Raw genomic sequence first — 21,741 nt, 5'->3', positions numbered from 1 at the left:
TCCGTTCGCTCCCCCGCCGCCCTCATCTGCAACTTCCCTTATGAACAGGCCTTTCGCGGCTTCTCGGATCCGAGGAATCCGGAGATTTCTCACCTGATGAAATTATTCAGTCGGGCCTTTTCGGAAAGGAGGAGCTCCGCGAGGGCCAGGTCCACGGGCGTCGTCACCTTCAAGGCGAGCGGATCGCCCTCGACGACGACGACCCTCCCGCCGGCCGCCTCCACGAGACCGGCATCATCAGTCGCCGCGGTCGACTCCGAATCGGCGCGGGCCGCGGCCGATTCATGCGCCCGGCGCAAAGCCCCCCATGCGAAGCCCTGAGGGGTCTGGACCGACACCAGCGTCGAACGATCCGGCGTCGCGACAACGGGCCTCACGCCCTCGTCGACGCGCTCACCGACCCGCTTGAGCGTATCCGTCACCGCGATCGCCGGGATCACGGCCTCATGCCCGGCGGCGACGGCGTCGATGACCCGCGCGATCGCGGCCGGCGGGGTGAGGCAGCGCGCGGCATCGTGGACGAGGACGACGCTCCGTTCCTCCAGGGCGAGGCCGCAGCGATCGCCGAGGGCGGGCAGCGCTGCGAGACCTCGGGCGACGGAGGCCTGACGGGACGCGGGAGAGCCTTCAACGACCTCGATCGGGACCTCGACGGCCCCGTCCCCGGCCCGAGGCCCCTCGAGGCTGAGGCGCCCTCCCGGGAACGAAGAGGCGAAGGCGCCCAGGTGATCCCTGGGCGCCGTGATGACGATCCCGGCAACGCCGGCCTCGGCCAGGCCCCGAGCCGCATGGACGAGCAGGGGCACGCCGCCGAGCTCGACCAGGGCCTTCGGGCCCCGAGCCCCCAGGCGCGTCCCCGAACCCGCAGCGGTCAAGACCGCGAGCGCGCGGCTCACTCGCTCGGCGCCTCTTCCTCGATGCGCCCCTCCTCGAGGATCTCATCGAGGCGCAGGGCCGCGGCCTCCTTGTCGATGTCACGCGCGAGCGCCAGCTCGGACACGAGGATCTGACGGGCCTTCGTGAGCATGCGCTTCTCACCGGTGGAGAGCTTCTTCTGGTCGTCCCGGCGAGTCAGGTCGCGCACGACCTCGGACACCTTGACGATGTCGCCCGTCGCGATCTTCTCCTGATTCGCCTTGTAGCGGCGCGACCAGTTCGTCGGTTCTTCGATGTAGGGGGCGCGCAGGACGGAGAGCACCTTCTCCAGGCCGTCCTCGTCGACGACGTCGCGCACGCCGACCAGATCGACGTTGTCGGCGGGCACCTGAATCGTCAGATCGCCCTGATTCACACGAAGGGTGAGGTACGTCTTCTCCTCGCCGCGGATCTTGCGCGTCGAGATTTCCTCGATCGTTGCGGCGCCGTGATGCGGGTAGACGACCGTCTGACCGATCTCGAAAGACATGTGGGACTCCCCCTGAATGAATACGAATTCCGGGAATCATTCTATCATTCGTCGGAGTTTGGCCCCCTGGGGACGATCCTCCTCATCGCTCAGCCCTTCGGCTCGGAGACAAGCTTGTATCCCAGCCCCCTCACGGTCACCAGGCGAACCGGCGCCGAGGGATCCGGCTCGATGCGCGAACGCAGGCGCTTGACGTGCACGTCCAGGGTCTTCGTGTCGCCGAGGTAGCCCGCGCCCCACACGCGGTCCATGAGCTGGCCGCGCGTGAGCACGCGATCGGGATTCCTCGCGAGGAACTCGAGCAGTTCGAACTCCCTGAGCGGCATCGCGACCGCCTCCCCGTCGACTCGCACTTCGTGCCGGTCCACCCAGAGGCGGATCGGACCGGCCTCCAGCAGCTCGTCGTCCTCGACGGCCCGGGGAGCCGGCGTCCTCCGCCGCAGAACGGCGTGGATCCGCGCCAGCAGTTCACGGAAGGCGTAGGGCTTCGACACGTAGTCGTCCGCGCCGATCTCCAGGCCGATGACCCGATCCACCACGTCGTCCTTCGCGGTCACCATGATGACGGGCATATCGGAGGACTTGCGCAGATTCCTGCAGACGTCGATCCCGGAGATCCCGGGAAGCATGAGATCCAGGAGGAGCAGATCCGCCCCTCCCGAACGCGCCAGCTCCAATCCGCGCTCTCCGTCCCCGGCTTCGATCACGTCGAAGCCCTCGCGCCGCAGATTGAAGGCGAGGGACTCCCTGTAGGTCTCCTCGTCCTCGACCACGAGGATCGTCGTCATCTGTCATCCTCCTGCGTTCCCTCAGGCTCAGCGGCGTCGAATCCCGCAACGCCGACGGGCTCCTTCGAGTCCTCGGTGGCGGCTTCCGGCAGGACCAGGGTGAAGGTGGAGCCGCGCCCCCGCCTCGACCACACCGACACCGTGCCGCCGTGGTCGGAGGCGATGTGCTTGACGATCGACAGGCCCAGGCCGGTCCCGCCGGTCCCCCGCGAGCGCGCCGGATCCACCCGGTAGAAGCGCTCGAAGATGCGATCGAGCTCGTCCTCGGCGATGCCGATCCCCGAATCCACCACGTTGATCCGCACCAGGTCGTCCTCGACTTCGACGCTCAGAACGACGCGCCCGCCCTCGGGCGAGTAGCGGATGGCGTTGTCCAGGAGATTCGTGATCGCGATCGCGATCATGTCCGGATCCCCCCAGACTTGCGCGCCGCTGGATCCGCCCGGACCGATCAGCTCCACGCCGGACGCCGCCGCCCTCGTCGATTCGCGCTCGAGGGCCACGGATGCCAGCCGGTCGATATCGACCAGGGAGGGGGAGGCCAGCGGATCGGGCGCTTCCAGGCGCGACAGGTCGATGATGTCGGTGACGAGGCTCGAGAGCCGTTCGGCCTCGCGCACCAGCTTGGGCGCGAAGTGCGCGACCGCGTCCACGTCCTCGGGGGAGGCCGCGATCGTCTCGGCCAGCAGGCGGACCGTCCCCACGGGGGTCTTCAACTCATGCGACACGTTCGCGGTGAAATCCCTGCGAGCCGCCTCGTTGCGCCGCTCCACGGTCGTGTCCTCCACGAGGATCAGGGAGTAGCCGCGCGGCAGGGGCGACACCCGCACGTTGAAGTCCAAGAAGCCCGAGGAGTCCATCGAGGAGCGGGGCAGTCGCATCTCCTCGCGGGCGGGCAGCCCCGACTCCACGACTCGGTTCACCAGGGCGATTAAGCCGGCGTGCGCAAGGCCCTCGCCTTTGACCAGCCCTTTCGCGAAGGCCGCCGCATCCGCTCTGAGGATCGAAGCGTCGCGATCCACCACGATCGAAATCGTCGGCAGGGAGGTGAGGATCGCGAGGGCGTCCGCACTCAAGCCCTGCTGCTCGGGCTCGACCGACTCCTCACGGGCCATCTGGGCCTGCGACATCCGGTACGACCCCACGCCGAGGGCCCCGACGAGAAGGCCGAGCAGGGCGACGGTGACGAGGGTGAGGATCTCAGGCACGATCCCAGCCTATCGGCGCACGCGCCCGGTCCGGCCGTTGAACGCAGCCGCCCGCCCAAGTCATCCCGAATCGTGTTCACGTGTTCACGTCCCGTTCACCCGCGCTCCATCGCCCGGTCAGACGGGGATGATGGGATCCGAGGCGAGCGCGGGCGCCGGGCCCGCGGCAGAAAGGGTGCATCGTGAGGGAACTGTACCGCCAGGAACTCGCTCAGCTCGGAGCCGAGCTCGAGAGGATGGGGCGCGGAGTGTCCCGCGCGATCGATCGGGCGACCACCGCGCTCGGCGAAGCCGACATCACCATCGCCGAGCAGACGATCGACGCCGACGAGCGCCTCGACGAGAACGCCCGCACCATCGATGAGATGTGCGTCCATCTGCTCGCGCTTCAGGGCCCCGTCGCCTCCGACCTGCGGCTCATCCTCTCGGCGCTCCGCCTTTCGCAGACCTTGGAGCGTCAGGGCGATCTCGCGCGCCACCTCGCCGCGATCGCCCGCTCCACCTTCCCGACCCGCTCCATCGCCGAGCCCGCGGCCGGGCTCATCACGCGCATGGGCCGCGCCGCCGCCGAGATGGGCGCCCTCGAGGAGCGCCTCATCATCACTCACGACACCTCGATCGCCGACGAGATCAGCCGCTACGACGACACCCTCGATGATCTCCAGGTCGAGGTCCACCGCCTCATCGGCGACGACTCCGTCTCCTTGACGCGCCGCCAGATCGTCGACCTGACGCTCGGCGCCCGCTTCCTGGAGCGCTTCGGCGACCATGCGGTTTCGGCGGCCCGTCGTGTCGTTTTCATCGTCGAGGGCGCCCGGGAGGCGACCTCCGAGGGCGGTATCGACGCCCACCTGTGAGCTCTCCGGGCTCGCCGTCGAGCGCGCCTCACGGATGACGACGAAGCGGGGCCCGGCCGATTCTCCCCGGCCGGGCCCCGCTCGGCAGTCGATCGCGCGCGGTCATCGCGCAGGCGATGAGGCGCCGCGCTCCGGACTCACTTGCCCTGGTTGGCGACGGCGGCGATCTTCGCCTCCGCCTCGGGATCGAGGTAGGTGCCGCCTTTCTTCACGGGCTTGAGGGTCTCCTCGTCGAGTTCGTAGACGAGCGGGATGCCGGTCGGGATATTGACGCCGGCGATCTCGTCATCGGAGATCTCGTCGAGGTGCTTGACGATGGCGCGCAGGGAGTTGCCGTGCGCGGCGATCATCACGGTCTTGCCCGTCTTGATCGTGGGGACGATGGTGCCCTCCCAGTAGGGCAGGAGGCGCTCGAGGACGTCCTTGAGGCACTCGGTCATCGGGATCGGCTCGCCGGCGTAGCGCGGATCGGCGTCCTGCGAGTATTCCGAGCCGGCCTCGATGGCGGGCGGCGGAACGTCGTAGGAGCGACGCCACTGCATGAACTGATCCTCGCCGTACTCGTCGCGGATCTCCTTCTTGTTCTTGCCCTGGAGCGCGCCGTAGTGGCGCTCGTTGAGGCGCCAGTTGCGCTCGACGGGGATCCAGTGGCGATCGGCCGCGTCGAGGGCGAGGTTCGCCGTCATGATCGCGCGACGCAGCATCGAGGTGAAGAGGACGTCCGGGAGGACTCCGGACTCCTTGAGGAGCTCGCCACCGTGGGCGGCTTCCGCACGGCCCTTCTCGGAGAGGGGGACGTCCACCCAACCGGTGAAGAGGTTCTTCGCATTCCATTCGCTCTCGCCGTGGCGGAGCAGCACCAATGTGTAGGTCATGCCGTCATTCTTCCATTCTCTTCAGAGCGTGTCACCCGGCGCGCGAAGGCCTTTCAGGCCTTCGCCGCCTCATAGGCGGCCACGACATCGGCGGAGATGCGGCCGCGCTCGTTGACGGACACCCCTTCGGCCTTGGCCCATTCGCGAATGAGGGCGGCGCGCGAATCCGCCTTGGGCTTCGCGGAGCGGGAACGGGTCTGTCGGCCACCCACGCGCCGCGCCTTCTGCGTCCACTTCGCGAAATCAGCGGTCATTTCTTCGATGTGCGCTTCAGAAAGATCGATTTCGTAGGAGACGCCCTTGAAAGCGAAAACGATGGTGTCGTCGGCGGCACCGCCATCGATGTCATCAACGAGGACGACCTGAGTCTTCTTCATTCGAGATTCTCTTTCATTTCGGACGGGCCGACGTTCGGCTCGTTATTCCGCAAGAAGAATAGCAAGAGGAATGCCTCCGAATGAAGAGCGATAATTTTTAAGGGACGAATGGGGGAATTCCCGGGGGCGCGAGCAGCCTTCATTCCCGCAACACCCCTCGCGCGAGTGAGGAACATCACCCCGCACCTCTCCCAGATAGTTGAAACTTGTACTATTCTCGTGCTGAAGCCTACGAAGGAGCCCCCATGCAGTTCGGAATCATGAGCGTCTCCGACCTCACCACCGACCCGACGAACGGACGCACCCCCACCGAATCCGAGCGCATCGCCGACATCCTCGTCATGGCGAAGCGCGCCGAAGAAGCCGGCCTCGACGTCTTCGCCCTCGGCGAGCACCACAACCCGCCCTTCTTCTCCTCCTCACCCACGACGACCCTCGCCCGCATCGCCGGCGCGACCGAATCCCTCACCCTGTCGACTTCGACGACGCTCATCACGACGAACGACCCGGTGAAGATCGCCGAGGACTACGCCATGCTCCAATACATGGCCAACGGCCGCCTCGACCTCATGATGGGGCGCGGGAACACCGGCCCCGTCTACCCCTGGTTCGGTCAGGACATCCGCCAGGGCATCCCGCTCGCGATCGAGAACTACGCCCTGCTGCGCAGGCTCTGGTCGGAAGAGGACATCGACTGGTCCGGCAGATTCCGCACGCCTTTGCGCGGATTCACCTCGACGCCCCGCCCCCTCGACGGAATCCCCCCATTCGTATGGCACGGCTCGATCCGCTCCCCCGAAATCGCGGAGCAGGCCGCCTACTACGGCGACGGATTCTTCCACAACAACATCTTCTGGCCTCCCTCGCACACCGCCCGAATGGTCGCCCTTTACCGCGAACGTTTCGAGCATTACGGGCACGGCGCCCAGAAGAAGGCGATCGTCGGCCTCGGCGGACAGGTCTTCATGCGCAAGAACTCCCAGGACGCCATCGCCGAATTCCGCCCCTACTTCGATAATGCGCCCGTTTACGGAAACGGTCCCAGCCTCGAGGATTTCATGCGCCAGACCCCGCTCACCGTCGGCTCCCCGCAAGAGGTCATCGACCGCACCCTCGGATTCCGCGACGTCGTCGGCGACTACCAGCGCCAGCTCTTCCTCATCGATCACGCCGGCCTGCCCCTGCGCACCGTCCTCGAGCAGATCGACCTCCTCGGCGAGATCGTCCCGATCCTGCGCCGCGAATTCGACGCCATGCGCGATCCGGAAGCCCCCTCGGACCCGCCGACTCACGCCTCCCTCCTGGCCGAACGCGACGGGGCGGACGCCGTCAACGCGATCCGCCGCGAACTCGCCCGCGCCGAGGGCATCGCCGAATCCGTCCGCCTGGGCGGCCCGCACGCCCCCTCGCCAAGCGACACCCCCGCCCGCGTGAAGGCCGAGGCCGCAGAAGCCTTCGGCAACTCCGACGCCTTCGGAGTGCGCATCGCCTCCAAGGAGGACTCAGTGACCGGCGCCTCCTTCTACGAGCAGCGCGAATCCGAGGAGGCAGCCGTCTCGCACGCCGACGCCCTCCTGCGCGACCTCGCCTGACGCCCCCGCACCACCGGCCCCGCAGGAAAGGAATCGATGAAGCGTGCCCACGATCGTCATCATCCACGCCGGGATGAGCGAGGAATCCTCGACCGCGAACCTCGCCTCCCGCTTCCGCTCGACCCTTGAGGACGAGGGCGCCTCATCCGCCCCGCGGATCGACGTCCGAACCATCGCGCTGCGGCCGCTCGCACATGCGATCACGGACCACGTCCTCACCGGATTCCCAAACGAGCGCCTCGCCGAGGCCCAGAACGCCGTGATGAGCGCGGAGGGGATCGTCGCGCTCACCCCCACGTATCAGGCCTCCTACTCCGGGTTGTTCAAGTCCTTCTTCGACGTGCTCGACCCGGACGCCCTCAGGGGGAAGCCGGTCGCCCTCGGCGCCACGGGAGGCACTCCCCGGCACAGCCTGGTCACGGAAGTCGCGATGCGCCCCCTGTTCACCTACCAGCACGCCGACCCCGTCCCGACCGCCGTCTACGCGGCGACCGAGGACTGGGGCGCGCACGCGCACGACTCGGATCCCAGCGGCGGCGACGGACTCGCCCGACGGATCCGCAGGGCGTCGCAAGAACTCCTCTCACGGCTCCCCGGACACGGGTCGCCCCGCCCCGAGGGCGTGCAGACGATTCGAACGGCTACACTTGGCGCTCACACGGAAGCGCCGACCGAAGCCGACACGTGGCCCGGATTCGTCGAATTTGAAGAGCTCATGGGAGGCACTGAATGACCGGACGCGACGCGCGTGGACGGGCGTGGGAGGCCTACTTCACGACCACGACACGCCTGTCTAACCGGATCGAAACCGAGCTCAAGAGCAAACGGAGGATCAGCCTCCCCGAATACAACGTCCTGCTCCAAGTCTCGCGAGCCGGAGAAGAGGGCATCCGCCCCTCGGTTCTGGCCCACCAGGTCGTCTTCAGCCCCTCCCGTCTGACTCATACGGTGAACAGGCTCATCGCACGCGGATTCCTCTCCCGCACGACCTGCGCCGAGGACGGCCGCGGCGGACTCATCCACCTCACCCCTGAAGGGGCGGACCACTTCCGGGAGACTGCGCTCGTCCACCGCGACATCATCCGTTCACTCGCGCTCAACGACCTGTCCGATGAGGAGATCGAGGTCCTCGATCGGGTCTTCACCCGGATCGAGAGGCGCATCGACGACTCCTGCGGGACCGGGGCCGCGAAGCGCCAGAAAGACTGATCGAGGGCGGAGCGCGTCGAGTGCGGGAACACTCTCGGCGCAACAAAGTGATGCTTTCGGCGCAACAAAGTGATGCTTTCGGCGCGACAAAGTGATGCTTTCGGCGGGGGAAGGGCGCGCGATCTAGAGGGAGGCGGAGAGCTCGGCGGTGCGCAGCGGGTCGAGGACCCGGGAGAGGAAGCGCCGCGTCCGCTCGTTCCTCGGGCGCGAGAGGACCTCGCGCGGACTCCCCTCCTCGACGATCGTCCCGCCGTCGAGGAAGAGGACCCGATCGGCGACGTCGCGGGCGAAGGCGATCTCATGGGTGACGATCACCATCGTCCAGCCCTGATCGGCGAGATCGCGGATCACCTCGAGGACGTCCCCGACGGTCTCCGGATCGAGGGCGGAGGTCGGCTCGTCGAAGAGGAGGAGCTCGGGCTCGAGGGCGAGGGCGCGGGCGATACCGACGCGCTGGGCCTGACCGCCCGACAGGCGCGAGGGGCGGGCGTCGAGCTTGTCGCCCAGGCCGACCTTCCGCAAGAGCTCGACGGCCTGCGCCTTCGCCTCGACGACGGGCCGCTTGAGCGCGTGGACCGGCCCCTCGATGACGTTCTCGAGGACGGTGCGGTGTGGGAAGAGGTGGTGGGCCTGGAACACCATGCCGGATCGGGCGCGCAGGGCCTTGAGCTCTCCCCTGCTGGGCTTCGCCGAGTAGTCGACCTCGGTCCCGCCGATGCGGACCCGCCCGGCCTCGGGGATCTCGAGGGCGTCGAGCGAGCGCAGGAGCGTCGTCTTGCCCGATCCGGAGGGGCCGATGAGGGCGGTGACGGTGCCGGCCTCAGCGTGAAGATCGACCCCCCTGAGGACCTCGTGGTCGCCGTAGGACTTCCTCAGGCCGGAGACGGCGAGGAGCGGTGCGGTCATGAGCGGGCCTCCAGCTTCTTCTCGATGCGGGACTGCGCGATCGCGAGGACCGTGCAGATGAGCCAGTAGTAGAGGGCGGCGAGCGAGTAGAGGAGGAGGAAGCGGTAGCTCGGCGCGGCGATGATCTGGGCCTCGCGCAGCAGTTCGCTCACCATGATCGAGGAGGCGAGCGAGGTGTCCTTGACGAGGCCGATGAAGGTGTTGAAGAGCGGCGGGACGGCGACGCGCAGGGCCTGCGGGGCGATGACCCGCCGCAGCGTCGTCGCCCGGTCGAGGCCGATCGTCAGGGCCGCCTCCCACTGGCCCTCGGGCACGGAGAGGATCGCCGCGCGGATCGTCTCGGCCGTGTAGCCGCCGACGTTGAGGGAGAAGGCGAGGATCGCCGAGGGGAAGGGGTCGATGACGACCCCGAGCTGGGGCAGCGCGTAGAAGATGACGAAGAGCTGGACGAGGAGCGGCGTCCCCCGGATGAGGGAGACGTAGAAGCTCGCGAGTCCCCTGAGGATCCGCGACTCGCCGAGGCGGGCGAGTGCGACGAGGATCGCGATGGCGAGCCCGAGCGCGAAGGAGGCGAGGGTGAGGGGGATCGTCGCGGCGAGCGCGCCGCGGGCGAGCGGCCAGATCGACCGGCTGAGGAGATCGAGGGCGGTGGCGTCCACGAGGGGCCTTTCTCATGAGCGGCTCTCGGCCGCGGGCCCCGCCCTCGTCCCCGCGTCGGGGGACGAGGGCGGGAGGTGTTCACTTCGCGGATCGGGCGGAGTCGGTGAGCGGGACGGAGACGTCCTCGCCGAAGTACTTCTCGGAGATCTTCGCGAGCGCCCCTTCGGCGCGGAGCTCGTCGAGCGCCCGATTGATCGCGTCGAGGAGCCCGGAGTCCTTGCGCAGGGCGAAGGCCTGGGCGACCGCGCGCTCGGGGAGCTCGAAGGCGATCTTCACGCCCGCGTCCCCCGTCGACTTCAGGTAGTCGAGGACGGCGAGGTTGTCATTGATCGTGTAGTCGACGCGGCCGTCGCGGATCGCGGTGATCGCCTCGGTGAAGCCGTCGACGGGCTCGATCCTCGCCCCCGCGCCCTTCGAGATCTGCGCCCAGTTCGAGGTCGCCGAATGGGCGCCCCTGAGCCCCGCGATGTCGTCGACGGAGGCGATCGAGGTGTTGTCCTCTGCGACGACGCCGACCGGGATCGAGGTCGCGTAGGTGTCGGAGAGGTCGTAGCGGGCGAGGCGCTCGTCGTTGACGCTCACCTGGTTCGCGATGAGGTCGTAGCGCCCCGCCTCGAGGCCGGCGAAGATCGCGTCCCACTTCGCCTCGGCGAACTCGGGGGCGACGCCGAGCTTGTCGGCGAGCGCGCTGGTGACCTCGACGTCGTAGCCGGTGAGCTCGTTCGTCACCGGATCGTGGTAGGTGAAGGGCGCGTAGGTGCCCTCCGTCCCGATCTTCAGCACGCCGGACTCCCGGAGTGCGGCGAGGGCGTCGTCTTCCGCCGCGGTGCTCGACGCGGCGCCCGCGGACCCGGGGTCGGCCGTCGGCGCCGAGGAGCAGGCGCCGAGGGCGAGCACGGGGATGAGGACGAGTGCCGAGGCCGAAAGCGCGCGGGCGAGGAGGGAAGAGGGCATGGTGGCTCCTGGGAAGCTGGGGAAAGGGGCGCAGGCGGGCGCCGAGGGGAACGAGGGGAAGGGCGCGCCCTCAGGCGCGCAAGCCGTCGCCGGACGCTCCGGTCCGGCCGAATCGGCGGGTCAGCGACAACAGGTCCGACACGGGCAGTCGCGAAGAGCACGCACCGCCGCGCGCTCCGCCGAGACGGCGGAGGAGGCGGGGGCGAAGATCGTGCGGCTCATGATCGACGAGCCTAGGACGCGGAAGCGGCCCTCGCATCGCGGGGTCCGCCACCCGGTCCTTCGTAACACGGGGTCGTAGAGTGAGCCCCGTGAATCCCGATCCTCCGGCATCCGACAAGCGTCACGGCCTCCGCTTCGCGGGCGCGATCCTCGCGACGGGGGTCCTCGCCGGTCTCGTCGGGCGCCTCTGCGTCCTCGCCCTCCATCTCGTCGAGGCGATCGCGTGGAACCGCCGTTCGGGCGCCTTCCTCGATGCCGTCACTCAGGCCTCCCCCCTTCATCGCCTCCTCGTCCTCCTCCTCGCGGGCGTCATCGCCGGCGTCTCGTGGACGCTGATGTTCCGGAGGGACCGTGGGCTCGTCTCGGTCGGGGCCGCGGTCGAGGGGACTCCGATGCCCCTCGCGCGAACCCTGTGGCACGCGCTCACGCAGATCCTCGTCGTCGGGCTCGGGGCTTCGATCGGACGGGAGGTCGCGCCGCGCGAGATCTCGGCCTCCCTCGCCTCCTGGGTCGGCCGCAGGATCGGGCTGTCCGCGGAGGACCTGCGGATCCTCGTCGCCTGCGGGGCGGGCGCGGGCCTCGCCGCCGTCTATTCGATCCCCCTGTCCGGGGCGGTCTATACGCTCGAGATCCTCCTCGTCGCCCTCCGTTCGAGGACGGTCGCCCCCGCCTTCGCGGTGTCCGCGATCGCGGTCCTCGTCTCGACCGGATGGGAGAGGCCCGCCCCCTTCTACACGGTGCCCCACCTCGAGCCGAGCGCGTCCCTCGTCTGCTGGGCGCTCATCATGGGCCCCTTCATCGGATGGCTCGGCGTCCTCTTCCGCCGCACCGTCCACTCCTTCGAATCGGCGCGCCCCCGGGACCGCCGGCTCCTCGCGACCCTCCCCCTCGGCTTCGGGCTCGTCGGCCTCGTCGCGATCGGGGTCCCCTCCGTCCTCGGGAACGGGCAGGCGAGCGCTCAGACGCAGTTCGACGCCGAGTGGCTCGGCGGGGCCGGGCTCGGGCTCGCGCTCCTCGTCCTCGCGGCGAAGGCCTTCACGACGCTCCTCACGATCCGCGTCGGCGGCTGGGGAGGCACTCTCACCCCGGCGGTCGCGCTCGGCGCGGGTCTCGGCGCGGTGACGGGGCTCGCATGGTCGTGGGCCTGGCCGGGGACCTCGATCGCGGCATTCGTCTTCATCGGCGCGGCGGTCTTCCTCGGCGCCTCGATGAAGGCGCCCTTCACCGGCCTCGTCCTCGTCCTCGAGTTCACGCAGCAGGGCGCGCAGATCCTCGTCCCGACGGCGCTCGCGATCGGCGCCGCGGTCGCGGCCACGGCCTGGGCCGAGCGGAGCGCACCGGACGCCTCGTAGACCCCTTCGCCGAAAGCATCACCTTCAGGCATCGAAAGCATCACTTTCAGGCGCCGAAAGCATCACTTTTCTCCATCGAAAGCATTACCCCCGCACGCCGGGCGCAGAACCGTCGGCACGACGAGGAGAAGGGCCTCCCGGCGGGGCCTTCAACGAGGGCGACGAGGGCGGGGCGCATTTCACAAAGGGCATTTTCAGCGGGCCCCTCCGCCGAGGAGCACGCGCTCCTCTTCGACGAGCGCCCTGATCCTCAAGTGAGGCGGCCGCCCCTCGAAGTTCGATTCTGCGCGGAAATCCGCCGGTCCGATGCGATGCGCCCTCCCGGCGGGGAGGGATGAACGCGGTCCGGAGCGGGGGCGACTCGCCTTCGCAGGGGCGCTGCGCGCAGGCAGGAGCGGAGTCGACGAAGTCGAGGAGAAGGACTATCTTTCTAATGATAGCCATTCCCATTACTTATAAAGGTTTTCATGCGTCCCCTCGACAGGCTTCCCGCGCGTCACCCCCTCCAGGCCGCGCTCATCGCCCTCGCGCTCGCCCTCCTTACGGGCCTGCTCCCCCACAAGGCCATCGCCGCCGAGACGACGCCCCCGACCGCAACAGGATCGGCCACGACGACCCTCCTCACACGCGGTCACACCGACGTCTTCGCCCTCGTCCCCAACGGCGATTCGATCTCCCTCGTCGCCAAGGAGGACCTGTCCACGCCCGGAACACCGCACTTCCACAACCCGGCGACGATCATCTTCGGAGTCGGCGAAGAGGCCAAAACCGAAGCCACGGCCTCAATCGAAGGAATCGGCACGGCTGGCTACGCCCTTCCGCAATCGGAGAACCCGTCCCTGCTCTGGCCCGGATGGGACTCCACGCGCATCGCCGGCCTCTCCCCCAGCCAGATCCGCCTGGTGATCGACACCGTTGAAGGACCCGGCACGGTCCACCTGTGGCGCTCCGGAGCCTTCAACGCCGTGAACCCGGTCTTCGAACAGGGAGGGTACGATGTGGCGCCGGGTCGCTCGATCCTCCAGCACTCCCCGACCCACGAGCACGCGAATTGGCTCTTCAGCGCGCCCGGCGACTACACCCTCACCCTCCACGCCGAAGCGGAGACCCCGAAGGGACGGCTCGTGAGCGAAGCCGCGGTCTACACCTTCGCGGTGGGCGGCGAAGCCCTCGCCCGGGCGGAGGCCCGAGCCGCGACCGTGCTCCCCTCCCGCGCATCCGGCGAGAAGCAGAGCCCCTCAAAGCCCGCGAAGGACGCCCCCGCCTCCGAGAAGACCCAGACGAACGGCGCCTCGGAGCCCGCGGCCGCGACCGGCGCGGAGCAGTGCATCCCGACTCCCCTGACCTCCTCCGGCGGCGGCACGGCCGTCGGCGGCTCCCATACGATCCGCGCGAACACGCACGTCCACCCGAACTGGGTCTTCACCCAAGCCGGCACCTACAAGGTGTCGATCACCCAGAGCGCGCGCATGAAGTCCGGGCAGATCGCCCGCACCTCCGCGATCCTCACCTTCGAGGTCGGGGGCTCCGGCAACGCCGACTCCGGCCACTTCGACATCGGCACCTCCGCCAGCGCATCGGGGATCTCCATGCTCGTCAAGGACGACCGGACCCAGCCCGCCCGGTGGCTGAACCCCGCCGCCCTCGTCTTCGGACTCGGGTCGGCCGCCGAGGTGACCGCACCCGCAGGAATCGAATTCATCGCGAAGCAGGGCCAGAAGGTCTGGATGATCTCCTCCAGCCAGGTCGCCTCGGTCCCGTGGGTCGGCGCCAACACCATGCACCCCGACCTGCTCCGCAACACGAGCGGCGACGTGACGTGGACGCTCAACGGCGTCTCCGGTCCGGGGGCCCTCGCGGTCTTCGAGTCCGGAAACTTCGGATCCCTCGTCGGCACCCGCTGGTTCGGCGGCATCGGCGGCCCGGGCGGCCAGACCACCTACGTGGGGCGCACGGCCGACGGGCGGCCCTGCACCCTCGACGAGGCGACGATCGCCCGCCTGCGCGCCGAGGGCCACAACGTCGACGCCTCCGCACTGCCCTCGGGACTCGCATCGACGGGCTCCTCCGCCCTCACGCTGCTCGTCGTCGCCCCCGTTCTCGCGGTCGTCGGCTTCGCCCTCGCACGTCGGCTGCGCGCACTGTGAGCACCGCATCGACCGCGTCCCGGCACAGAAGGGGCGTGCGCAGGACGGGGCTGAGCGCCGCCGCCCTCGTCCTCGCCGCGACGGGGCTCGCCGGGTGCGCGCCGACCGGGACGGCGCCCTCCGAATCCTCCGGGCCTGGGATCTCGATCGTCGCCTCCACGCCGATCATCGCCGACCTCGTCCGCAATGTCGCCCCCGATGCCGAAGTCCACTCCCTCATCCCCGAGGGCGCCGACCCCCACTCCTTCGAGCCCTCCATGGCCCAGTTGCGCGACATCGCCCACGCCGACATCGCCTTCTCGAACGGGCTGCTCCTGGAGAGCACCGCCCTGTCCAAGCAGATCGACGCGAACCTCCCCGAGGGCGCGCCCCGCATCGACCTCGGCTCCGAATCGGTGCCCTTCGGCGCACGGCCGATCCCGCTCGTCGAAGACATCTCGCTGGCGACGATCTGGCTGGGCCTGCGCGTCGACGGCAAGGCGTCCGCGGACTCAACGGTGCGCTTCGAAGCGACGAGGGCGACCGGCCCCGGCGACATGGCGGCATTCACCACCGGCACTTTCGGCGAACCGCGCCCCTGGATCGCCTCGAAGGACGGGATCGACTCGGACGACCGGGTCGAGCTGCCGACCAACGCCCATACGCACATGTCCTGGGGCTTCACCCGGCCCGGCGACTACACGCTCGACCTGAAGGCGACCCTCGTCTCCCCCGCCGGGGAGACGCCCCTGGGCACCGCCGGCCTCGCCTTCTCCGTCGGCACCGACCCGCACGCGATGGGCCGCACGATCCTCGATTCCGGGCACGCCGACCTCACCGCGCACCTCGAAGGCGGACTCACACTGCGATCGGACGCGAAGGGCGAGCTCGACCCCGCGCGGATCGTGATCGCCGTGCCCGACACGACGACCACCCTGATCCCGGACAACAAGTGGCGCTTCCTCGCCGACCCCGGCGACGAGGTCCGCATCCTCGCCCAGGCCGTCATCGGAACGCACGTCCACGGCGAGATCGACCCGCACATGTGGCACGACGTCACGAACGCCATTGCCTACACCGAGCTCATCGCCGATCAGCTGGCCCGGATGGACCCGGAGCATGCCCCCGAATACAGGGAGAACGCCGCCCGGACGAAGGCCGAGTTCGAGACGCTCGACCGCTGGATCCGGGGCGTCATCGCCTCGATCCCCGAAGCGAAGCGCTCCCTCGTGACGGCCCATGATTCCTTCGGCTACTACGGACGGGCCTACGGGCTCAAGATCGGGGGCTTCGTCGCCCCGAACCCCTCGCTCGAGCCCTCCGCCTTCCAGCTCGCCAACCTCGCGCGAGTCCTCAAGGCCTCTCCGGCGTCCGGCGTCTTCGTCGAAGCCAACTCCCTGTCCCACCTGGGCGAACTCACGGCCCTCGCCCGGGCGACGGGCAAGTCCGTCTGCGAGCTCCACTCCGACACGCTCACCGCCGAGGTCCCCACCTACCGGGCGCTCATGGAGTTCAACACCCGTTCAATCAAATCCTGCCTCGACCCCGAGTCCCTGCCCGCATGGCCGCTCTCGGACGAGGATTCCGTCCCTTCCCTCTCAGGAGAACAGTGAAACTCTCACGCATGCTCATCCGCGCCACGGCGCTGACCGCCCTCGTCCCCGCGCTGCTCGTCGGCGCGAACCCGGCACTCGCCGAAGACTCGACCACGCTCGACCCCTCCTTGACGCAGGTCGTCGAATCCGATGAGGAGATCGCCCCCGCGGGCACCCCCGTCGAGATCTCCGCAGGGCACGTCGACTTGGGCCCGAAGTTCATCGACGGGAAGTGGACCTTCCTCGCGCGCGACGACACGGCCGAGCACCCGATCTGGCGGCACATCGATGATGTCGTGTTCCGGGTCTCGGACGCGGCCCAGCTCTCCCTGCCCGAGGACGACGCCTACTCCTTCATCCAGGCTCAGGGCCCGGTCTGGGCCGTCCCGCAGTCCGAGATCGCCGAGGTCGTCTGGCTCGGGTGGAACACCCAGGATCCCGAGGTCGTGTCGCGCCTCGCGCAGGGCGCGACCCTGGTGTTCGAAGGACACCAGGGCGAGGGCGACTTCCACGCCTTCGTCGAAGCGGGGAACTTCTCCGGTCCGCAGGAGCTGTGGAACTCGACGAAGGAGACCGCCCAGTCGATCCACATCGACGCCAACACCCACACCCACGCGAACTGGGTCTTCACCCGGCCGGGCATCCACCTCGTCCGCCTGTCCCTTCAGACCCAGCTCACCGACGGATCGACCGTCGAGGATACGCGCGTCCTCCGCTTCGCCGTCGGGAACGAGGCCGACGCCCAGAAGGCGCTGGAAACGACGTGGGCCCAGTCCACCGCCCCCGAGGCGCCCGCCCAGATCGACGAGCCCTCCGCCCTCGATTCCCACGCCTCCCTGCCCCTCTACCTCGCCGGCGGTCTCGGAATCGCCGCCCTCGCGCTCCTGGCGTTCGTCTTCGTCGCCCAGAAGCACTCCCGCTCCCGCGAGCGCGCCGCGGAGAAGATCGTCGAGGGCGAGAAGCGCGAGCAGGAGGAGGAGCGATGAACCTGGCGCTCGAGGTCGATGCGCTGTCCGTCACCCTGGGGGGGCGCCGGATCCTCGACCGCGTGAGCCTCACGGTTGAAAGCGGTGAGCTCGTCGGGCTCATCGGCCCCAACGGGGCGGGGAAGACGACCCTCATGCGCGCCATCATGGGGCTCCTCAGCACTGAGGGGCGAGTCCGCACGATGGACGGCCCCATCGGATACGTGCCGCAGCGCCAGGACCTCGACTGGTCCTACCCGATGAGCGCCGCTCAGCTCGTCGCCGGCGCCTACGTCGGGATGCGCCGCGCCCCCCGGCGCCTCGAGCGCCTGGAGGCCGTCTACCGGGCGCTCGACGCGGTCGGCATGTACGGCTATCGGAATCGCACGATCCAGGAGACCTCCGGCGGCCAGAAGCAGCGCCTCCTCGTCGCACGGGCCCTGGTCACCGGACCGAAGCTGCTCCTGCTCGACGAGCCCTTCACCGGTCTCGATCATCCGAACCAGGACGCCCTGTCGCGCCTCTTCGTCGACCTCGCGCGCACGGGGGTGGGCGTCCTCATGTCGACCCACGACCTCACTCAGGCCGTCGACATCTGCCACCGGATCGTCATGCTCAACCGCTCCGTCAAGGCGGACGGTGAGCCCGATGCGCTTCTCGAGCCCGGCCTGTGGATGGACACCTTCGACGTGGCGGAGGACTCGGCCCTGCTGCGCTCGCTGGGGATGGTGAAGCGATGACCTTCCTCGACTTCCTCACCGACTTGACGAATCCGACCTTCGCCTTCCTGCCCCGCGCGCTGCTTATCGCGATCGCATCCTCCGTGATCTGCGGCGTCGTCGGAACGCACGTGGTGCTCAGGGGCCTGTCCTTCGTCGGCGACGCGCTCTCGCACGCGGTCTTCCCCGGCATCGCCATCGCCTTCGCCCTGCACGGGTCGATCCTCGTGGGGGGCGGTATCGCGGGCCTCCTCGTCGCGGGCCTCATCTCCGCCTTCTCGCAGAACCGCAGGATTCGCGAGGATTCCATCATCGGGATCTTCTTCGCCGCGGCCTTCGCGCTCGGCCTCGTCATCGTGGCGAAGACGCCCGGATACACGGGCTCCCTCGAATCGCTCCTCTTCGGCTCACTCACCGGTGTGACGAACACGGACCTGCTCGCCTCCCTCATCGGGTGCGTCGTCATCGGGCTGCTCCTCGCCGTCTTCCACGAGCGCATCGTCCTCGTGAGCGTCGATCGGGACTACGCGAGGTCCCGGGGGCTGGGTGTTGCGGGAATCGACCTGGTGCTCCATCTGGCCATCGCCGCGGCCGTCGTCATCTCCGTCCAGACGATCGGGAACATCCTCGTCCTCGCCCTGCTCATCACGCCCGCGGCGAGTGCGCGCCTCCTCACCGACCGGGTCATCCCGATGATGATCCTCGCCCCGATCCTCGGCTCCCTCGCGGCCTTCCTCGGGATCTGGGCCTCATGGTCCTTCGACATCCCCTCCGGCGCGGCGATCGTCCTCATCTCCGCACTGCTGTTCATCCTCGTCTGGCTCTTCGCTCCTGGGCGCGGTCTCATCGCCGCTCAGTTCGCGGGCATCCGCATGGCCCGCACGGAAAGGACCCCCGTATGAGAATCCACTCCCCCGCAGCCCTCCTCGTGGGCGCCGCTCTCCTCCTCGCGCCTCTCGCATCGGCGCCCGCGGCCCGGGCAGAGTCCCCGGAGTCGGACGCGCCCGCCCTCGCCGCCGAGCACAAGCCGGGACAGGCGGGGGTCGGCGATCTGCTCCCCGCCGACCTCACCGTGCCCGCGGGATCGTCGGCCGCCGATCCTGCGGCCACTCCGGGAGCGGATGGGCGCGTTGCCCACGCCTGCGCCGGCCGCAAGATCCTCCATCACAGCCACGTCGATGCCGCCTACGCGACTCGGATCAAGGGCGAGCTCGCCATGACCGTCATCGACGGCCAGCAGGTCCTCGACGATCCCGCGTCGGTGTGCATCCGTCTCGCCCCCGACGCGCGCAGTTCCGACGGGCGTGAGGTCTCGCGGATGGTGATCCCCTCGCAGACCAAGGGGCTCTTCGACTTCCTCGGCAAGCCCGGGGACATCGTGTGGAACGCCCCGCAGGAGCTCGTCGACAACTGGCGGCCCGTCTGGGCGGGCATCGGCGCCTTCGACGTTCATCACGAGAACTCGCTGCCCGAGGGCGTGCTCCTCGATGAGATCTCGATCCAGATCACCGGGGTCTCCGGTCCCGGTCGGGTCGAGGTGTGGCGGACCGTCGGTTCGGATTCGCTGAGCCGGGGATTGTCCTCCGACCCGAGTCTCGCCCCTTTGAAGCTCCGCATCGGCTCCCACGGCCACTGGAACTGGAGCTTCACGCAGGCGGGCGTCTACCGGTTGACCATGGTCGCCTCCTATCTGCCCAAGGACGGCGGGGAACGGGTGGTCTCGCGACCGACGACCGTGACCTGGCTCGTCGGCTCCGATGCCGAAGTCGGGCTTCCCGAGGGGACGACGACCTCCCTCACCCCCGTCTGCGTGAGCGCCGAGCAGGTCCGCGATCAGCCCTCGGGTTCGGGCGCTCCGTCCGCGGGCGGGACGACTGGCGGCTCCGATCCCGCCCCTGCGGCGCCGGCCGCCGACACGACCTCCGTTGACGAGGCCCGCGCGCAGATCAACACCCTGTTCCGCCACCCGCGCTTCATTCCCGCCCCGCCCTCGGCACCGCAGAACTACGTCTACGCGGCCTCGATGACGGACGCGCAGCGCAACGGCAAGACGATCAAGGCCGTCGAGCTCACCGTCACCCGGGACGGAGCCCCCACCTCCGACGCCCCCATCCTCGAGGTGCCCGATTCGCTCCGCCAGAAGACCGAGATCGGCGAGGCCTGGGTCCTGCCCGCATCCGGCTCGAACGGCTCCCTCGGCTACGACTTCACCAAGATGCCCGCCGAGCTGCGCTCCCAGCCGATCGTCTTCGACGTCGCGGTCTTCAGCGGCCCCAAGGAGGGGCGCTACATCGCGGGCACCATCGCAGACGGGAAGATGACGACCCTCCACGACACCGTCACGAGGGCCGCCCGGAAGAACCACACGAACGATCCCAAGGCCCTGCCGCTCGCGCACGTCTTCACGAAACCCGGCGTCTACAAGGTGGAATACTCCATCAGCGCAGACGACGTCGCGAAGAACCACTCCTACGCCTCCCGGGTCGCCTACTTCGTCGTCGGAGACGCCGCCATCCGCGCCCTCAAGGAGATCGACGCGGAGAAGAAGCAGCCGACGCCCGCCCCGGACGCCCCTTCGCAATCGGGTGGGACGAGCGGCTCGAAGGATCCCGTCAGCCCCTCCGCGCCCGCAGAGGGTGAGACGAGCGGGGGCGCAGCGGCCTCGCCCCTCCACCTCATCACCGAGGGGCACATGGATCAGGCGCTCGCGTTGAAGGACGGAAAGGCTCAAGTATTCGTCCTCGACACCGTCGATCCGCGCAAACCGGTCACCCGCGAATCCGGCACCTTCGCCTACGCCGTCCCCGACCGCACGCACGCCATGATTCCCGGGACCGCGAAGGGCTACGAGGAGCTGCGGGCCGCCGCGCCGAAGGGCGTGTGGAGCCTGCCGGAAACGCAGATCGAAGGCATCCCCTGGGTCGGCTTCTCGACCGAGCGCGTCGACTATTCGGCGCTCGGCCCGGCGGGGGTCACCGTCCGCCTGGCGAATTTCACGGGCCCCGGGCGCCTCATCACGGGGAACACCTCCCTCTTCGACGGCTTCGTCACGCGCCTCGATTCCCTCAAGCCCGACACGGCCATCTCCTACCGCTTCGGATCGCACGACCATCAGGCCTTCTACTTCACCGCGCCCGGCCGCTACGCGACGGACTTCGTCTACACCGCGCATCTCAAGGACGGGACCTCCGTGGACAAGACCCTGCGCGCGGTCTTCCTCGTCGGAGATGCCGCGATCGCGAAGAACATCGCAGGAGGTGCGGCCCCCGCGCCCGGATCCGCTTCGGGTTCCGCCTCCTCGGGTCGGGGCAGGCTCCTGCCGATCGATGAACTCGTCGCGTCCCTGAACGCCGCTGCGCGCGCCGAATCGTCCGGGGGCGCCTCCACGCCCGCGGCTCCGGCCGCTTCGACCGGTGCGCAGGCCGCCTCCTCGCCGATCCCCCTGCCGACGAGCGCTCATCCGGTCCTCGGCGCTCCGAGCCCCCAGGGCGGAACGGTCACCCAGGCGGCGGGAGGCGCGAGTCCCGCACCCGTCTCTTCCGGCGCGACCGCGTCCTCCTCGGCTTCCGCCCCCTCCGGCGCATCGGGGTCCTCCGCGGTATCCGGGACACTCGTCTCGGCGAGCGGATCCGGAGAGGACGGCGCCGCCTCCACGGGCGAGACCGCCGAGGACGGCGCTGCCGAGGGCCTCTCCTTCGAGGAGGGGACAGGCGAGGGCTCGGTCCGCGCCCTGAGCAAGGCGGAGTCCCCGGTGAGCGCCCTGCTCAACCCGGAGCGCGGATCGGCCGCCTCCCCCTCGTCCGCCTGGTGGAGCTGGATCCTGGTCGGCATCGGCATCAGCGCGTTCATCGGCGTCGGCGGGTGGGCCTTCTTCGTGCGCAGGCGCGCCTGAGAGTCCCGGCGGCGGCTCGTCGATGCACCGATCCCCCGG

At 69.2% G+C, this 21,741-nt stretch carries 20 protein-coding genes; 11 read left to right on the top strand and 9 right to left on the bottom strand.

Annotated elements, in window-relative coordinates:
• Window positions 1–89: 89 nt before the first annotated feature.
• The 4 genes from HD592_RS02250 to HD592_RS02235 form a co-directional block, all read right to left on the bottom strand.
• Window positions 90–896 (bottom strand): IspD/TarI family cytidylyltransferase, encoded by an 807-nt coding sequence (locus HD592_RS02250; protein WP_184451549.1) that lies wholly within the window; start codon window positions 894–896, stop codon window positions 90–92.
• Window positions 893–1,405: a CarD family transcriptional regulator gene (locus tag HD592_RS02245; RefSeq protein WP_184451547.1), complete on the bottom strand. Its 513-nt coding sequence runs from the start codon at window positions 1,403–1,405 to the stop codon at window positions 893–895. Before HD592_RS02245 ends, HD592_RS02250 begins: the two co-directional genes overlap by 4 nt.
• An 89-nt stretch (window positions 1,406–1,494) precedes the next feature.
• On the bottom strand, window positions 1,495–2,193 hold the full coding sequence (locus HD592_RS02240; RefSeq protein ID WP_184451545.1) for a response regulator transcription factor: 699 nt from the start codon (window positions 2,191–2,193) through the stop codon (window positions 1,495–1,497).
• The gene (locus HD592_RS02235; protein WP_343058710.1) at window positions 2,190–3,401 is read right to left on the bottom strand and encodes a sensor histidine kinase; all 1,212 of its coding nucleotides are present in this window, start codon (window positions 3,399–3,401) and stop codon (window positions 2,190–2,192) included. Before HD592_RS02235 ends, HD592_RS02240 begins: the two co-directional genes overlap by 4 nt.
• Window positions 3,402–3,583: 182 nt before the next feature.
• On the opposite strand from HD592_RS02235, the gene phoU reads away from it, so the two are divergent.
• Complete coding sequence (phoU, locus tag HD592_RS02230) at window positions 3,584–4,258, top strand: phosphate signaling complex protein PhoU (RefSeq protein WP_184451542.1); 675 nt, start codon at window positions 3,584–3,586, stop codon at window positions 4,256–4,258.
• Window positions 4,259–4,395: 137 nt separating this feature from the next.
• On the opposite strand, the gene HD592_RS02225 is transcribed toward phoU, so the two are convergent.
• Both HD592_RS02225 and HD592_RS02220 read right to left on the bottom strand, forming a co-directional pair.
• Window positions 4,396–5,133 (bottom strand): phosphoglyceromutase, encoded by a 738-nt coding sequence (locus tag HD592_RS02225; RefSeq protein WP_184451540.1) that lies wholly within the window; start codon window positions 5,131–5,133, stop codon window positions 4,396–4,398.
• Between the two features lie 53 nt (window positions 5,134–5,186).
• Window positions 5,187–5,510, bottom strand: a complete 324-nt coding sequence (locus HD592_RS02220) for a histone-like nucleoid-structuring protein Lsr2 (protein WP_184451538.1) — start codon at window positions 5,508–5,510, stop codon at window positions 5,187–5,189.
• 245 nt (window positions 5,511–5,755) lie between these two features.
• Between HD592_RS02220 and HD592_RS02215 the strand changes: the two genes are divergently transcribed.
• From HD592_RS02215 to HD592_RS02205, 3 genes are read left to right on the top strand one after another with little or no spacing between them, the layout of a single operon-like run.
• Entirely contained in the window at window positions 5,756–7,102 is a 1,347-nt protein-coding gene (locus HD592_RS02215) for a CE1758 family FMN-dependent luciferase-like monooxygenase (protein ID WP_221437801.1), read from the top strand.
• Window positions 7,103–7,145: 43 nt separating this feature from the next.
• Window positions 7,146–7,835, top strand: a complete 690-nt coding sequence (locus tag HD592_RS02210) for a CE1759 family FMN reductase (protein ID WP_221437800.1) — start codon at window positions 7,146–7,148, stop codon at window positions 7,833–7,835.
• Entirely contained in the window at window positions 7,832–8,311 is a 480-nt protein-coding gene (locus HD592_RS02205; RefSeq protein ID WP_184451537.1) for a MarR family winged helix-turn-helix transcriptional regulator, read from the top strand. The genes HD592_RS02210 and HD592_RS02205 overlap by 4 nt, the downstream gene beginning before the upstream one ends.
• A gap of 123 nt (window positions 8,312–8,434) precedes the next feature.
• On the opposite strand, the gene HD592_RS02200 is transcribed toward HD592_RS02205, so the two are convergent.
• From HD592_RS02200 to HD592_RS02190, 3 genes are all read right to left on the bottom strand, one after another.
• Window positions 8,435–9,217, bottom strand: a complete 783-nt coding sequence (locus HD592_RS02200) for an amino acid ABC transporter ATP-binding protein (RefSeq protein WP_184451536.1) — start codon at window positions 9,215–9,217, stop codon at window positions 8,435–8,437.
• Window positions 9,214–9,876: an amino acid ABC transporter permease gene (locus tag HD592_RS02195; RefSeq protein WP_184451535.1), complete on the bottom strand. Its 663-nt coding sequence runs from the start codon at window positions 9,874–9,876 to the stop codon at window positions 9,214–9,216. The genes HD592_RS02200 and HD592_RS02195 overlap by 4 nt, the downstream gene beginning before the upstream one ends.
• A 79-nt stretch (window positions 9,877–9,955) precedes the next feature.
• Window positions 9,956–10,831, bottom strand: coding sequence for a transporter substrate-binding domain-containing protein (locus HD592_RS02190; protein ID WP_184451534.1), 876 nt, complete (start codon window positions 10,829–10,831; stop codon window positions 9,956–9,958).
• Window positions 10,832–11,142: 311 nt separating this feature from the next.
• Between HD592_RS02190 and HD592_RS02185 the strand changes: the two genes are divergently transcribed.
• The 7 genes from HD592_RS02185 (at window position 11,143) to HD592_RS02155 (ending at window position 21,702) form a co-directional block, all read left to right on the top strand.
• A complete protein-coding gene (locus HD592_RS02185; RefSeq protein WP_184451533.1) occupies window positions 11,143–12,405 on the top strand; it encodes a chloride channel protein in 1,263 nt (420 codons plus the stop codon).
• Window positions 12,406–12,872: 467 nt separating this feature from the next.
• Window positions 12,873–14,552: a choice-of-anchor M domain-containing protein gene (locus tag HD592_RS02180; RefSeq protein ID WP_184451532.1), complete on the top strand. Its 1,680-nt coding sequence runs from the start codon at window positions 12,873–12,875 to the stop codon at window positions 14,550–14,552.
• Window positions 14,549–16,144 carry an anchored repeat ABC transporter, substrate-binding protein gene (locus HD592_RS02175; RefSeq protein WP_343058709.1) on the top strand — a complete coding sequence of 532 codons (1,596 nt, stop codon included), beginning with the start codon at window positions 14,549–14,551 and terminating at the stop codon, window positions 16,142–16,144. Before HD592_RS02180 ends, HD592_RS02175 begins: the two co-directional genes overlap by 4 nt.
• The gene (locus HD592_RS02170; protein ID WP_184451531.1) at window positions 16,141–17,112 is read left to right on the top strand and encodes a choice-of-anchor M domain-containing protein; all 972 of its coding nucleotides are present in this window, start codon (window positions 16,141–16,143) and stop codon (window positions 17,110–17,112) included. Before HD592_RS02175 ends, HD592_RS02170 begins: the two co-directional genes overlap by 4 nt.
• Window positions 17,109–17,831 (top strand): metal ABC transporter ATP-binding protein, encoded by a 723-nt coding sequence (locus HD592_RS02165; protein WP_184451530.1) that lies wholly within the window; start codon window positions 17,109–17,111, stop codon window positions 17,829–17,831. Before HD592_RS02170 ends, HD592_RS02165 begins: the two co-directional genes overlap by 4 nt.
• Complete coding sequence (locus HD592_RS02160) at window positions 17,828–18,712, top strand: anchored repeat-type ABC transporter permease subunit (RefSeq protein ID WP_184451529.1); 885 nt, start codon at window positions 17,828–17,830, stop codon at window positions 18,710–18,712. The genes HD592_RS02165 and HD592_RS02160 overlap by 4 nt, the downstream gene beginning before the upstream one ends.
• Window positions 18,709–21,702, top strand: coding sequence for a choice-of-anchor M domain-containing protein (locus HD592_RS02155; protein WP_184451528.1), 2,994 nt, complete (start codon window positions 18,709–18,711; stop codon window positions 21,700–21,702). Before HD592_RS02160 ends, HD592_RS02155 begins: the two co-directional genes overlap by 4 nt.
• The last annotated feature ends 39 nt before the right edge of the window (window positions 21,703–21,741 follow it).

Origin of the sequence: Schaalia hyovaginalis, assembly GCF_014208035.1 — a bacterium.
In the GTDB taxonomy this organism is placed as follows: domain Bacteria; phylum Actinomycetota; class Actinomycetes; order Actinomycetales; family Actinomycetaceae; genus Pauljensenia; species Pauljensenia hyovaginalis.
Note: the sequence above shows the minus strand (reverse complement) of the source record. Positions and strands in the feature narration are given on the sequence as shown.

Coding starts and splice junctions, on each gene's coding strand:
- HD592_RS02245 (WP_184451547.1), bottom strand. CDS start 1,405: ATGTCTTTCGAGATCGGTCAGACGGTCGTCTACCCGCATCACGGCGCC.
- HD592_RS02240 (WP_184451545.1), bottom strand. CDS start 2,193: ATGACGACGATCCTCGTGGTCGAGGACGAGGAGACCTACAGGGAGTCC.
- HD592_RS02225 (WP_184451540.1), bottom strand. CDS start 5,133: ATGACCTACACATTGGTGCTGCTCCGCCACGGCGAGAGCGAATGGAAT.
- HD592_RS02220 (WP_184451538.1), bottom strand. CDS start 5,510: ATGAAGAAGACTCAGGTCGTCCTCGTTGATGACATCGATGGCGGTGCC.
- HD592_RS02215 (WP_221437801.1), top strand. CDS start 5,756: ATGCAGTTCGGAATCATGAGCGTCTCCGACCTCACCACCGACCCGACG.
- HD592_RS02205 (WP_184451537.1), top strand. CDS start 7,832: ATGACCGGACGCGACGCGCGTGGACGGGCGTGGGAGGCCTACTTCACG.
- HD592_RS02200 (WP_184451536.1), bottom strand. CDS start 9,217: ATGACCGCACCGCTCCTCGCCGTCTCCGGCCTGAGGAAGTCCTACGGC.
- HD592_RS02190 (WP_184451534.1), bottom strand. CDS start 10,831: ATGCCCTCTTCCCTCCTCGCCCGCGCGCTTTCGGCCTCGGCACTCGTC.
- HD592_RS02180 (WP_184451532.1), top strand. CDS start 12,873: ATGCGTCCCCTCGACAGGCTTCCCGCGCGTCACCCCCTCCAGGCCGCG.
- HD592_RS02165 (WP_184451530.1), top strand. CDS start 17,109: ATGAACCTGGCGCTCGAGGTCGATGCGCTGTCCGTCACCCTGGGGGGG.
- HD592_RS02160 (WP_184451529.1), top strand. CDS start 17,828: ATGACCTTCCTCGACTTCCTCACCGACTTGACGAATCCGACCTTCGCC.
- HD592_RS02155 (WP_184451528.1), top strand. CDS start 18,709: ATGAGAATCCACTCCCCCGCAGCCCTCCTCGTGGGCGCCGCTCTCCTC.